We start from the raw sequence: 12,777 nt of genomic DNA on the forward strand, positions 1-12,777 counted from the left end.
TATAGTCGTACAACTAAAGGGTGTATAGTCGTACAACTAAAGGGTGTATAGTCGTACAACTAAAGGGTGTATAGTCGTACAACTAAAGGGTGTATAGTCGTACAACTAAAGAGGGTTGTCACTAGGCTCAGCAGACCTTCCGACTACAGTGAGCAGACCTGCTGACTATGCTCAGCAGGTCTGCTCACTGTAGTCAGAAGGTTCTAGAAACAGACTCCTTATACTTCTATTCCAGGTCACTGAATCTGATCAAACGCTTCCCATTGCTTGAATAGGGATTTCCCCTTCTACTTTAGGGAATCCTTCTCGTTTCTTTTCGGAAGAAAGTAGTACTTTTGCAGGCGCAAACAAGATAATGACCGAGCACTCTTTTTTAAAGGGGCTCAAGATTATAACTTTCAAAAACAGTATCGCTTATGAAAAGAAATGAAGTAATGGCGCTTATCGCCACTAGTATATTGATGTTTGCCGTATGCTTGTCAGCTTCGGCTAAGGGAAAAAGAAACGTGGAGCGGGGAATGACCAAGCAGGAGGTAATCGCCATTCTTGGAGAACCTAAGCTCACCAGTTTCGACATGTACGGGGACAAATGGGAATATGACAAATATAATTATCTGTTTGGAGATTCCAAGTACATCACGGTTTTCTTCGACAGAAACGGGAAGGTGGTGCAATACAACACGAGGATCATAGAACCGAACAGCCAGCAGTCGAATGCTCAGCAGCCTCAACACCCTACTCCACCCCTCTACGATGGAAGATGTGATCCCGATGACAGAATGGATTACGGCTACAGCCTCGATGATGCTTCCTTCTCCAAACTATATAATAAGGTAAAGCAAGCAAGCTTCAACGACAACAAGTTCGACCTGATAGATGTGGCAAGCCTCGGCTGCTATTATTCCTGCGCCCAGGTGGTCCGCATCATGAAGATATTCCCTTTCGACGACGAACAGCTGAAAGCGCTCAAAATGATGGCGCCACATATCGTGGATCTTCAGAATACAGGCCTCATCTATAAAGTATTCAGCTTTGACAGCGAAAAGGAAAAAGCTGAGGAAATCATCAGAAATAGCAAATAAATAAGGTGATTGATGCGGATTGCAAATCCACAGAGTATAAAAGGTTAGGTCATTTTTTGATGCCGGATTGCAAATCCGGCAGGACGCCTAACGGATACCAGATAACCACGGATTTTTCTTTCCCCCTCCCTTTCCATTTTTTACAAAAATCACAAGGATTGTTAAAATTGAAACTTTAAGATAAACTTTTCCGTCTAAATGCAATCAGATTAATATCTTTCTGAAATAAATAAAACGGGATAAAAAGAAAATAGAAGAAGATTATGAACGGAAAAGTAAAAAACGCAATGGCTGCTCTGCTTCTTGTGGCGGCACCATTGGCTACGCAGGCAAAACAATGGTCGCTGAAAGACTGTATCGACTATGCGCTTGCCAACAACATCGCTCTTCAGAAGACGCAACTCACCAAGGCCAGCGCCCAAGAAGATTATCTGCAGTCGAAAGCTGCTCTGCTTCCGTCGCTCAGCGCCAGCACCAACCAAAGCGTGAACTATACGCCGTGGGTAGCTAGCGGAATCAGCGGAGACGGTTTCTCGAGAGCAAGTATAGACAAGGTTTATTACAATGGAAATTATTCCGTATCGGGAAACTACACCATCTGGAACGGAAACAAGAATCACAATCAGATTAAGCTGAACAAACTTGCTGCCGAGGCTGCCGACCTTGATTCTGCCACTCAGGCTATCAAGCTGCAGGAACAGATTGCACAGCTCTATGTTCAGATTCTCTATTCTACTGAGGCTATCCAGGTGAACAAGGAGAGCTATCAGTCGAGCTTGCAGAACGAAGAACGGGGCAAGGAGATGGTGAAAATTGGAAAGATGAGCAAGGCTGATCTGGCACAGCTCACCGCTCAGAGAGCACAGGATGAATTCAACATCGTACAGGCTGAAAGCAATGTGAAGAACTACAAGCGACAGCTGAAAGAACTGCTTCAGATTACAAGCGATGAGGCGTTCGACATCGAGATTCCTAACACTACCGATGAGATGGCACTCGCTGCGGTTCCTGCCCTGAATGGTATTTATGAAGCTGCACTCGACAATCGTCCTGAGTTCAAGACCTTCCAGAATCAATTGGCACAGAACGATTTGAGCATCAAGATTGCAAAGGCGGGCAAACTGCCTACCATCAGCGCCAACGGTGGTATTACAACCAGCAATACTTCCATGAACAGTACAAGCTTGGGCAAGCAGCTGAAGACCAACTTCAATGTTGGAGGCGGCATTGGTGTCAGCATTCCTCTCTTTGAGAACCGCTCTACCAAGACACAGGTGAACAAAGCGTTGATTCAGCGCGAAAGCATTCAGCTCGACCTGAAGAACCAGCAGACTCAGCTCTATTCTACCATTGAGAATTACTGGTTGCAGGCAACAACAAACCAGAGTCAGTTCAAGGCGGCTAAGGTTAGCAGCGAGAGTGCTCAGACCAGTTACGATCTGCTGAGCGAGCAGTTTAAGCTGGGATTGAAGAATATCGTTGAGCTCCGAACAGGAAAGGATAACCTGCTCAAGGCGAAGCAGAACGAGCTCCAGGCCAAATACCTCGCCATCCTCAATATCAATATGTTGAAATTCTATAAGGAGGGACATATTTAAGGAGTTAAGGAGTTAAGACATATGTTTTGCTGCTTGAAAACTACGCCAAAAGACTATTGTCTTAACTCCTCAGCGACCGCAGGGAGCGATAACTCCTTTAACTCCTTAACTCCTATCAAATCCCATAAAAGAAAAATTATGTCTGAAACATCAAATAACAACGAGAACAAGAAAGTGGTGATAGAGCTCGACAACGTGCGTCGCGACTTTCTTGTGGGTGATGAAACCGTCCACGCCCTGAAAGGCGTAAGCTTCAAGATCTACGAGGGCGAGTTCGTCACCATCATGGGTAAGTCGGGTTCCGGCAAATCCACCCTGCTCAACCAGCTGGGCTGCCTCGACACCCCTTCCAAGGGTGAATATTACCTGGATGGCGTGAGCGTGCGCAAGATGAGCCGTAACGACAGAGCCATCCTGCGCAACCGCAAGATCGGCTTCATCTTCCAGAACTACAATCTCCTGCCAAAGACCACGAGCGTAGAGAATGTAGAGCTGCCGCTGATGTACAATCCTGCCATCAGCGCAGAAGAGCGCAAGCAGCGTGCCATCGAAGCTCTGAAGGCTGTAGGATTGGGCGAGAGACTCTACCATAAGAGCAACCAGATGTCGGGTGGACAGATGCAGCGTGTAGCCATCGCCCGTGCGCTGGTGAACAATCCTGCCGTGATTCTCGCCGACGAGGCAACGGGTAATCTGGATACGAGAACCAGCTTCGAGATCCTGGTTCTCTTCCAGAAGCTCTATGCTGAGGGCAGAACCATCATCTTCGTAACCCACAACCCGGATATCGCCAAATATTCCAGCCGCAACATAGAATTGCGCGACGGACATATCATCAGCGATACCTATAATGACAACATCCTTTCGGCAGCAGAAGGCCTTGCCGCCCTGCCAGCCAATACGGACGAATAAGGGAAGTGAAGAACGAAGAGTGAAGAACGAAGAGTGAAGAATGAAGAAGTGAAGAATGAAGAGTGAAGAGTGAAGAGTGAAGAATTCAACAGCTTTACTAATCATAAAGTTCAAAGCTCAAAGCTCAAAGTTCAAAGTAAATAAGTTCAAAGTAAATGAATTATCAGAATCTTTTAAAGATAGCCCTTCGAGCGATAGCAGCCAACAAGATGCGCTCCTTCCTCACAGCCCTGGGCATCATCATCGGTATTGCAGCCGTGATTACGATGCTTGCCATCGGACAGGGTAGTAAGGCGAGCATCAAGGCGAACATCGCCGAGATGGGTAGTAATATGATTATGATTTCGCCGGGTGCAGACATGAGAGGCGGTGTGCGACAGGATGCTTCCTCGATGGAGACCCTGAAGCAGGCAGACTACCAGAGCATCAAGGAGGATTGTAATTACATCAGTGCCATTTCGCCTACCGTAAACAGTTCGGGACAGTGGATTTATGGCAATAACAATACGCAGAGTTCCATCTATGGCGTGAATCAGGACTACCTGAGCATCCGACAGCTGAAGGTGGCAGATGGAGAAATGTTTACCGATACCGACATCAAGGCAGCTGCCAAGGTCTGCATCCTGGGTCAGACCGTAGTGGATTATCTTTTTCCCGACGGCAGCGACCCGATCGGCAAGGTAGTACGTTTCAACAGCATCCCGTTCCGTGTAGTAGGTGTGCTCCAGAAGAAGGGTTACAACTCCATGGGAATGGACCAGGATGACCTCGTACTCGCCCCATACACCACCGTGATGAAGCGAATCCTGGCACAGACCTATCTGGGCGGAATCGTATGTTCTGCCATTACCGAGGAAGCATCTCAGCCGGCTCAGGATCAGATTTCAGAAATCCTCCGTCGCAACCATAAGCTGAAGGACGCCACCGAGACCACCGAGGCAGATGAGGATGATTTCAACATCCGTTCGCAGGAGGAAATCTCCAGCATGATGAATTCCACCATGTCCACCATCACCATCCTTTTGGGTAGTGTGGCTGGAATCTCCCTGTTGGTGGGCGGTATTGGAATCATGAACATCATGTACGTTTCAGTTACCGAGCGAACCCGCGAAATCGGTCTCCGAATGAGTGTGGGAGCCAGGGGTATCGATATTCTGAACCAGTTCCTCATCGAGGCGATTCTGCTCTCAGTGACCGGCGGAATCATCGGAGTGATATTGGGAGTGAGTCTGTCGCTGAGTCTGAATGCCTTCCTGCATATTGCCACTCAGATAGAGCCTTGGAGCATCATCATGAGCTTCGCCGTCTGTACCTTCACGGGCGTCTTCTTCGGCTGGTATCCGGCAAAGAAGGCTGCAAGACTCGACCCTATCGAGGCAATCAGATACGAGTAAAAAACTGATTAGTTTTTTCTGAAATATATCTGTTTTATCCAAACTTTATTGTATTTTTGCAGAAGAATTCAATAAACTTAAGATAAAACAGATAGAAAGAAAATGAATACAGAAATATTATCAGCAGATAAAGACCCGATGGGCGCAGCTATTCTCGACTTCCAGCAGCATGGGAAAGCAGCCCGACTGAGAGTGCTCTCTTCGATGTTCGAGGAAGACGAAATGCCAGTGAAACATCTGTTCAGAAGCACCCGGGAAATGCCGATGCTGGAGCAGAAAGCCCTGCAGCTAGCCAAGGGACGGGTGCTGGATATCGGTGCCGGAAGCGGTTGCCATACGCTCGAACTTCAGAAGAAGGGACTGGCGGTGAAGGCGATTGATATTTCGCCCTTGAGCTGCGAAGCGATGAAGCTGAGAGGGGTGAAGGATGCGGAATGCATCAATCTCTTCGATCCGCATCTGAGCAGTGGGAATCATTCCAGAGAGCACCAGGAGACTCATTCCGAAGAGAACCAGGAACAGTTTGAAGGCGGTTTCGATACGATTCTCCTTCTGATGAACGGAACGGGAATTGCCGGAAAAATAGAAAATCTCCCTGCTCTCTTCCTGCGTCTGAAAGCGTTGCTGAATCCGGGCGGTCAGATTCTCATCGATTCCTCTGATCTGAAATATATCTACGAGAATGAGGATGGAAGTTTCGACATCAATCTGAATGGAGCCTATTACGGAGAAGTGGATTATCAGATGATTTACAAGAATGTAAAAGGCGACCGTTTCGATTGGCTCTACGTAGATTTCCCATTACTCAAGTCCATTGCCGAAACCTGCGGGTTGCATGGTGAACTCGTGGAAGAAGGCGAGCATTATGACTATCTGGCTAGGTTTTTCTAATGATTTCAAAGGATTTTTTGAAACTTCATAAAAGGATTTTCTAAAAAACATCATAAAAAAGTGAAGAAGCTAAGACAAATGTTCTTGGCTCCTTCATTTTTTCCTCCTAACCTATTTTATTTTATCGTTGAAATCGTGACATCCGAGAAATCTTTCATGTAATCAAGAATCTCCATGGTGTGGAAATCGCGCTTTGCCTTGATTTCTATGTTCGCTTCCAGGAATTCCTCCTTCGAGAAGCGGCGCTCTTTCAGCTCATAGGAATGAACTTCCAGGCCTTTCTGCTTGATTTGCTTGATAAACTCCTTCACGCTTTCACGCGATGGCGCGGAGAAGGTCAAGTCGACGGTAGTTGTTCCCAACTGCGGAATCCAGTAGTTCAATACTTCCAGTCCCAGCAGCACCATCGCCGTGGTAATAGCTGCAGCCATATACATTCCCGTACCGCACGCCAGACCAATAGCCGCTGTCACCCACAAACCAGCCGCCGTGGTAAGACCTCTCACTACGTTCTTCTGGAAGATAATCGTTCCGGCGCCCAGGAATCCAATGCCCGAAACCACCTGCGCAGCCACACGGGAAGAATCCTTTAAATCAAATCCAAATCCATACTGGGAAACAACACAGAAGAGCGCACTTCCCAATGCCACGAGAAAGTGAGTACGGAAACCAGCCTCCTTGGCACGATATTCTCGCTCTATTCCTATCGCACCTCCTAAAAGCAGGGCGAGAGACAGGCGAATGGTCAGGTCAATATAAGTTGCATCCATAAAATATCCTTTCTTTTAAAGTTTGCTTGCAAAGATAATATAATTCGAAGACAATACAAAATAAATCTATTGATTTTATGACGAAAATATTTTTTTCCTTGGTAATTCAAGAAAAAAGCGTATTGCAGCCAAGTCTAATTCCTCTACCGACGGAGAGTTATTTACCGATAAAGAACACTTACGTAAAGTTGGAATAACACTTACGTACAATTCAAGTGAGGCTCATTTGGAGTTCAAAAGAGGCTTACTTGAAGTCCAAAAGAGACTCACTTAAAGTTGGAAAAGCCTTACCAGATGGCAGCCAGGACGTTCTGGAAACTGCATCGCGACGTATCTGACTGTACGTCGGGACATAACGGTTATTACGTCGGGACGTATCAGATGCTACATCGGGACGTAATTTCTTCTTTACCGTGGCAATGCGTGGCAATAAGGTGGCAATAAAAAAGCGCTTATTGCCACGCGTTATCAGTTTATAATCAAATAGTTAAGTGCAAGTGTGATAGATGTGGCATTAATTTAGAGAAAAAATATACTTTGTCCGACACACATAAAAAAGGGAAGCGCCGAAACGACACTTCCCCATGGATTGGATAAGTTATATAATCATCTGTCTCGCGACATCTTATTCTGCGTATGCTGTCTTGTAGGCAGAGTCAAAGAACATAGCGCAAGAACCTACGCCAGTCTCATACTCATGCTGCTTCTGACCAGCGCTGTCATACTCCACTACGTAGCCATTGCCATTATAGTCGGCATAGCCATTATCGCCCATTTTATAAGAGAGCACGAAGATATGACCGTTCAATGGATCGGCGAAAATGCCGCATGGGCTCACAGGCATCTCAGAGAGCGTCATCGCCTGTGCTTGTGTACTTCCTGCTGCAAGCGCACTCACGCTAGGAGTGCCGCCATAAGGTGCATTGAGCACATAGAAATAAGGATGAGCCGCCTGCATACGTGTTGTAGCCCCAGGGGTTACGCATACAGCATAGTTGCCGTCTGCCACCTTCTGTGACTTACCCTCGGCGAAACTCACTGCACGTAGGGCATTCTCGCCATAAGCATTATAAGAAGCATCATAATACTGGTTGTCGAGAACATACAAAACATTAGATGCATAATAGATGCTGGTAGGATTGTTCACGCCCTCGATATTCTTAGTCTCTACATTGTCGTTGGAAAGATTGATGCAAGAGATGTTGCCACCACCAGCACCATAGTTGCTGTTGGCTACATAGATATTGCCATGGGCGATGACCATGCCCTCTGGATAGCTGCCCACCTGCCACTTCTTTTGAAGAGCAAAGCTTGTGGTGTCCACGGCTGCTACATAGCCACCGTATGTGGTGAAATAAACCTTGCCACCGTCGGCGATGATATGGCGAGGCTCTGCACCCTCAGCATTGCCTAGCAACTCTGTGGTTTTGATTTGCTTGATACTCTGCTTGGTTTTCTTGTCGATTACCTCGATGGTGTTGCTCTGGTCTACGGCAAGATAAATCTTGTTGCCATAAACGATACCGTCGTTGGCAGTATTACCGAGCGAACGACCGTTAGCAGCCTTGAATACGTTCTGTGTGGCTGTGCTTGAAGCATAGTCGATGGCTGTGAGAGAGCTCTCAATTTTGTTATACATGTTACCTGAATTCACGACATAAGCGCCCGTACTATACACCTGGAGATAAGTCTCAGGACCATCGTTGTCGTCGCTACATGATGTCATCACTGCAGTACCCATCAAGAGCACCGCCAAACCTAATAAATACTTTTTCATTGTCTTTTTTCAGTTTATATTTGAATCTACTTTGTTACTATCTAGAAGTTATATCCGATGCTTAACATCCAGCTGCGGCGAGGCATCGGATAATGCCCTACAAGTTCATACTGCTCCGACAGCAGGTTCTTCACATCCATCCTGACCTTCACACCTCTCAGGGATTTCCCCAAAAGACTCAGTCCGTCCAGCTGACGATAGAGCGTCAACCCCATGTCCCAGTAGCCATCCACTTCGGTGCCTTCATAATGCTCATTGTTGGCCCATCGCTTGCTCATTCCCTGTCCATGGAGTGAGACATTCACCCAGGGATTCTCCCACCCCAAAGCAATACTGCCCGAGTGCAGAGGGATATAGGCTACTTGATTGCCATAATATTTGGACGAGCGGTCGGTATGGTTCACCACATGCTGGTAGCTATACGACCCTTGCAGCGAGAGTTGCTGCCCCGGAGCCATCTGCCAAGTGCCACGCAAAGAAGCATCCACGCCAACGACATCAACCCGTGCCAGGTTTACGGTACGCCAAACGAACATATTGTAAGGAACGCCCACAATCTTGTCGGTCACCCGATTGTTGTAGCCGTCCAGCGTTGCTTGAAGATTCCATCCCCTGTAACGCAGGGATTCGCCGTTTCCCCCATCTTCTGAAGAAGTTTTTTTCCACGTAAGCCCGATATTCAACTGTCGGGTTTTCTCAGGCTTCAGATCAGAACTTCCGTAATGGAAGAAATAGTTCTCGTTGAAAGTAGGAACCCGGAAGATGTCCTTGTACGAAGCCCTGAGATAAAGTTCATCGCTGGCAGTACCATTCCCCAGGAGCCGATAAGAAAGCGAAAGCGATGGCGAAAGCCGGCGTGCATCCTTGGCAGCCTGTCCTGCCTTGGTAGGATTGGCACTGCCTGGCTGAGTCTCTATCTTGCGCCCCACGCTGTTGAGGTAAACCGAAGCCAGCATTCTGGCTAGAGCTACCCATCTTCCCTTCGCATATCGGGCAGAGAGCGACTGCAGGATGCCATGTCGATGAGGTCGCAGATCGGTGGCGAGGGTGCTGTTGAGCGAGTTCATCATCCAGTCGGCAGAGTAATCCACCGCCCAGCCATCATCCGGCATCCACATCAGTGCTGCCGAAGTATAATATTCCCTCTGCCAGTAGGTAGCATCATTGCGCCGATTTGCCACGAGCGTGTCCTGATAGGCAGAACTCGCCCAGTTCATCTTGGCTTGCACCTTCAGCATCCAACGGTCATCAAGACTTCTGGCTTGCCATCTCGCCTGAGCAAAGGCGTTGCGGTCGTGCAACTGTTCGGCTGTTACATCGGTATAAAATCTCACGATGCCTGGCAACTGTCGGTCGTTGTCATAATAGTAGAGCTTTGCCCACAATTGGTTCCGGCTCATGCCATCGGATCGTCTGCCCATCATCCAGTGCATATTCAGTTCGCCATGCCCCGAGTTCATCCGGCTGTTGGTTCTTCGCTCATGGGTAGTATATTTACCGTTGCGCAAGAGGAAAGGATAGTTGTTTTCGGCATAGGTGTACTCACCCATCGCCTGGAGGGTGAACCTATCAGACAATCTCTGCACATAGCGCAGATAAGGCGAGACATATCCGAAGGATCCCACCTGCAACTGAGTAGAGAGGTGAGGCTGCTTGTCGATGGGAATCTCGCTCATGGTCTCGATGGCAAGTAAAGCTGCCACCGAGGCTTGCCGAGCCGAAATGAAAATGTCGTCGTTGTCACCAATGGTGAGTCGCAATGTCTGCACTTGGTCAAGCGAATAACGGGACACATCAATTTCGCCGCCCTGACATTCGCTGAGCAGCACACCATCGTAACTCACTCCCGTATGTCCCGCTCCGAATCCACGCACAGCTACCGTTTTCATTCCTCCTGCCCCACCATAGTCGCGCAGATTGATGCCTGGCATGCGGTGCAAAGCGTCGGCCATATCCGTAACGCCAAGCCTCAACATATCCCCCTTGTCCAAAAGCTGGAGAGGCGATGTGCTCGTAAGTATCCAGTGCTGCCGAGCATTCACTTTTACTTCCTGCAAGTGCTCGGTACGAATGGAATCTTGCCCCATACCCACTTGTGCATACAACAGTAGCAAGCCACCGAGACAAAATATCCTCAATGCCTTCATTCATTCTATCTTTTATATTATTATCTGTGTCTCCATCACGAACCCATCCCACGGGGTTGGATAGAATCATCGAAATCTCTTATCCTAAAGACACTCTTTCATCATATTGTTTCCGATGGCAACGGCAGGTCTTCTGACTTGCGTCCTCCCAGCATCTTACTCTATGTAAACATAAAAAGATGCAAAACTCATGGCAAGCGGTCTTCCCGAAAAAATGTCAGTGACCATGGTGCTTGCCGCAATAAGACGCTTACAGCAGCGGGACTGTCCGGGCTTCTCACCCGATTCCCTTTTAATCACTACGCACTCATCCTGCCTGAGGCGGCAGAAGGTGGCAGCAAACCAATTGCGAGTGCAAAGGTACGATAAAAAAATGAATTAACAGCTAACTTCATGCGCTTTTTATTTGGTAATTTGCGATTTTCTTCTTAAATTTGCGGAAAAATTAAAAATCATACATTTTAATATTATATGGCAACAGTTGACGACAAGAAGATTATCTTTTCGATGGTGGGCGTATCTAAGATTATCCCACAAAACCAGAAACAGATTCTGAAGAACATCTACCTATCGTTCTTCTACGGAGCAAAAATCGGCATCATCGGTTTGAACGGTGCCGGTAAATCTACGTTGATGAAAATCATCGCAGGACTTGAGCAACCTACCCAGGGTGAGGTGGTTTGGAGCCCAGGCTACTCTGTGGGCTACTTGCCTCAGGATCCTCCGCTCGACGAGAACAAGACCGTGAAGGAAAACGTGATGGAGGGTGTGCAGAAAATCTATGATGCACTCGCAGAATACGAGGACATCAACAATAAGTTCGGTCTCGAAGAATATTACGGAGACCCTGATAAGATGGACAAGCTGATGCTGCGTCAGGCTGAGGTGCAGGATATCATTGATGCTACTGATGCCTGGAACATCGACTCCAAGCTGGAGCGTGCGATGGCTGCCCTACATTGCCCTCCTGGCGATTGGCCTGTTACCAATCTCTCGGGTGGTGAGCGCCGCCGCGTGGCTCTCTGCCGCCTGCTCCTGCAGAAGCCGGATGTACTCCTGCTCGATGAGCCAACCAACCACCTGGATGCTGAGAGCATCGACTGGCTGGAGCAGCACCTGCAGCAGTATGAGGGTACCGTAATCGCCGTAACCCACGACCGCTACTTCCTCGACGACGTGAGCGAGTGGATTCTGGAGTTGGACCGTGGCGAGGGTATTCCATGGAAGGGCAACTACTCTTCATGGCTCGACCAGAAGACCAAGCGAATGATTCAGGAGGAGAAGACTGCCTCTAAGCGCCGCAAGACATTGGAGCGCGAGTTGGAATGGGTTCGCATGGCACCTAAGGCCCGTCAGGCTAAGGGTAAGGCTCGTCTGAACTCTTACGAGCAGATGCTCAACCAGGAGCAGAAGGAGCGCGAGGAGAAGCTGGAAATCTTCATCCCTAACGGTCCTCGTCTGGGCAACAAGGTGATTGAGGCTCAGCACGTTAAAAAGGCGTTCGGCGAGAAGGTTCTCTTCAACGACCTCAACTTCATGCTTCCTCCTAACGGCATCGTAGGTGTGATTGGTCCTAACGGAGCCGGCAAGACTACCCTCTTCCGCCTCATCATGGGCTTGGATCAGGCAGATGGCGGCACATTCGAGGTGGGTGAGACCGTGAAGCTGGCTTATGTTGACCAGCAGCACAAGGACATCGACCCTCAGAAGACCGTTTACGAGGTGATTTCCCAGGGCAACGAAACCTTGCGTCTGGGTGGCAGAGACGTGAATGCACGTGCTTATATCAGCCGTTTCAACTTCTCGGGCACCGACCAGAGCAAGCTCTGCAGTGTTCTCTCGGGTGGTGAGCGCAACCGTCTGCAGTTGGCCTTGGCATTGAAGCAGGAAGGTAATGTGTTGCTCCTCGATGAGCCAACCAACGATATCGACGTGAACACACTGCGTGCCTTGGAGGAAGGTTTGGAAGCATTTGCCGGTTGTGCTGTGGTTATCAGCCACGACCGCTGGTTCCTCGACCGAATCTGTACCCACATTCTTGCCTTCGAGGGCAATGGTGAGGTCTTCTTCTTCGAGGGCAGCTATTCTGAGTATGAAATCAACAAGGCGCGCCGCCTGGGCGATACAGAGATCAAGAAAGGTCGCTATCGCAAGTTGATGGAGGAATAAGTTGATGGAGAAATAAAAAGGAGAAGCCCCCATCGGG

At 48.3% G+C, this 12,777-nt stretch carries 9 protein-coding genes and 1 riboswitch; of the genes, 6 read left to right on the top strand and 3 right to left on the bottom strand.

The window, feature by feature from the left end:
• Nucleotides 1-416: 416 nt before the first annotated feature.
• From ACTQ53_RS10180 to ACTQ53_RS10200, 5 genes are all read left to right on the top strand, one after another.
• Entirely contained in the window at nucleotides 417-1,082 is a 666-nt protein-coding gene (locus ACTQ53_RS10180; RefSeq protein WP_441932945.1) for a DUF4476 domain-containing protein, read from the top strand.
• A gap of 263 nt (nucleotides 1,083-1,345) precedes the next feature.
• Nucleotides 1,346-2,680: a TolC family protein gene (locus ACTQ53_RS10185; RefSeq protein WP_295345870.1), complete on the top strand. Its 1,335-nt coding sequence runs from the start codon at nucleotides 1,346-1,348 to the stop codon at nucleotides 2,678-2,680.
• A 138-nt stretch (nucleotides 2,681-2,818) separates the two neighbouring features.
• Nucleotides 2,819-3,592 carry an ABC transporter ATP-binding protein gene (locus tag ACTQ53_RS10190; protein WP_117662095.1) on the top strand — a complete coding sequence of 258 codons (774 nt, stop codon included), beginning with the start codon at nucleotides 2,819-2,821 and terminating at the stop codon, nucleotides 3,590-3,592.
• A 155-nt stretch (nucleotides 3,593-3,747) separates the two neighbouring features.
• Nucleotides 3,748-4,986 (top strand): ABC transporter permease, encoded by a 1,239-nt coding sequence (locus ACTQ53_RS10195; protein WP_295404276.1) that lies wholly within the window; start codon nucleotides 3,748-3,750, stop codon nucleotides 4,984-4,986.
• 102 nt (nucleotides 4,987-5,088) lie between these two features.
• Nucleotides 5,089-5,877 (top strand): class I SAM-dependent methyltransferase, encoded by a 789-nt coding sequence (locus ACTQ53_RS10200; RefSeq protein WP_441932946.1) that lies wholly within the window; start codon nucleotides 5,089-5,091, stop codon nucleotides 5,875-5,877.
• A 116-nt stretch (nucleotides 5,878-5,993) separates the two neighbouring features.
• Here the strand turns inward: ACTQ53_RS10200 and ACTQ53_RS10205 are convergent, their stop codons facing one another.
• The 3 genes from ACTQ53_RS10205 to ACTQ53_RS10215 all read right to left on the bottom strand — a co-directional run bounded on the left by ACTQ53_RS10205 (nucleotide 5,994) and on the right by ACTQ53_RS10215 (nucleotide 10,571).
• On the bottom strand, nucleotides 5,994-6,647 hold the full coding sequence (locus ACTQ53_RS10205; RefSeq protein ID WP_153125516.1) for an MgtC/SapB family protein: 654 nt from the start codon (nucleotides 6,645-6,647) through the stop codon (nucleotides 5,994-5,996).
• Nucleotides 6,648-7,272: 625 nt separating this feature from the next.
• On the bottom strand, nucleotides 7,273-8,424 hold the full coding sequence (locus tag ACTQ53_RS10210; RefSeq protein WP_441932947.1) for a YncE family protein: 1,152 nt from the start codon (nucleotides 8,422-8,424) through the stop codon (nucleotides 7,273-7,275).
• 41 nt (nucleotides 8,425-8,465) lie between these two features.
• Nucleotides 8,466-10,571 carry a TonB-dependent receptor plug domain-containing protein gene (locus tag ACTQ53_RS10215; protein ID WP_441932948.1) on the bottom strand — a complete coding sequence of 702 codons (2,106 nt, stop codon included), beginning with the start codon at nucleotides 10,569-10,571 and terminating at the stop codon, nucleotides 8,466-8,468.
• A gap of 106 nt (nucleotides 10,572-10,677) precedes the next feature.
• Nucleotides 10,678-10,930: riboswitch (cobalamin riboswitch) on the bottom strand.
• Between the two features lie 112 nt (nucleotides 10,931-11,042).
• Between ACTQ53_RS10215 and ettA the strand changes: the two genes are divergently transcribed.
• Nucleotides 11,043-12,740, top strand: coding sequence for an energy-dependent translational throttle protein EttA (gene ettA, locus ACTQ53_RS10220; protein WP_441932949.1), 1,698 nt, complete (start codon nucleotides 11,043-11,045; stop codon nucleotides 12,738-12,740).
• Nucleotides 12,741-12,777: the final 37 nt, after the last annotated feature.

The sequence above is a fragment of the Prevotella sp. Sow4_E9_plate genome, assembly GCF_052116205.1.
In the GTDB taxonomy this organism is placed as follows: domain Bacteria; phylum Bacteroidota; class Bacteroidia; order Bacteroidales; family Bacteroidaceae; genus Prevotella.

What these genes read in the sequence shown, in the direction of transcription:
- ACTQ53_RS10180 (WP_441932945.1), top strand. Translation starts at nt 417, where the DNA reads ATGAAAAGAAATGAAGTAATGGCGCTTATCGCCACTAGTATATTGATG.
- ACTQ53_RS10185 (WP_295345870.1), top strand. Translation starts at nt 1,346, where the DNA reads ATGAACGGAAAAGTAAAAAACGCAATGGCTGCTCTGCTTCTTGTGGCG.
- ACTQ53_RS10190 (WP_117662095.1), top strand. Translation starts at nt 2,819, where the DNA reads ATGTCTGAAACATCAAATAACAACGAGAACAAGAAAGTGGTGATAGAG.
- ACTQ53_RS10195 (WP_295404276.1), top strand. Translation starts at nt 3,748, where the DNA reads ATGAATTATCAGAATCTTTTAAAGATAGCCCTTCGAGCGATAGCAGCC.
- ACTQ53_RS10200 (WP_441932946.1), top strand. Translation starts at nt 5,089, where the DNA reads ATGAATACAGAAATATTATCAGCAGATAAAGACCCGATGGGCGCAGCT.
- ACTQ53_RS10205 (WP_153125516.1), bottom strand. Translation starts at nt 6,647, where the DNA reads ATGGATGCAACTTATATTGACCTGACCATTCGCCTGTCTCTCGCCCTG.
- ACTQ53_RS10210 (WP_441932947.1), bottom strand. Translation starts at nt 8,424, where the DNA reads ATGAAAAAGTATTTATTAGGTTTGGCGGTGCTCTTGATGGGTACTGCA.
- ACTQ53_RS10215 (WP_441932948.1), bottom strand. Translation starts at nt 10,571, where the DNA reads ATGAAGGCATTGAGGATATTTTGTCTCGGTGGCTTGCTACTGTTGTAT.
- ettA (WP_441932949.1), top strand. Translation starts at nt 11,043, where the DNA reads ATGGCAACAGTTGACGACAAGAAGATTATCTTTTCGATGGTGGGCGTA.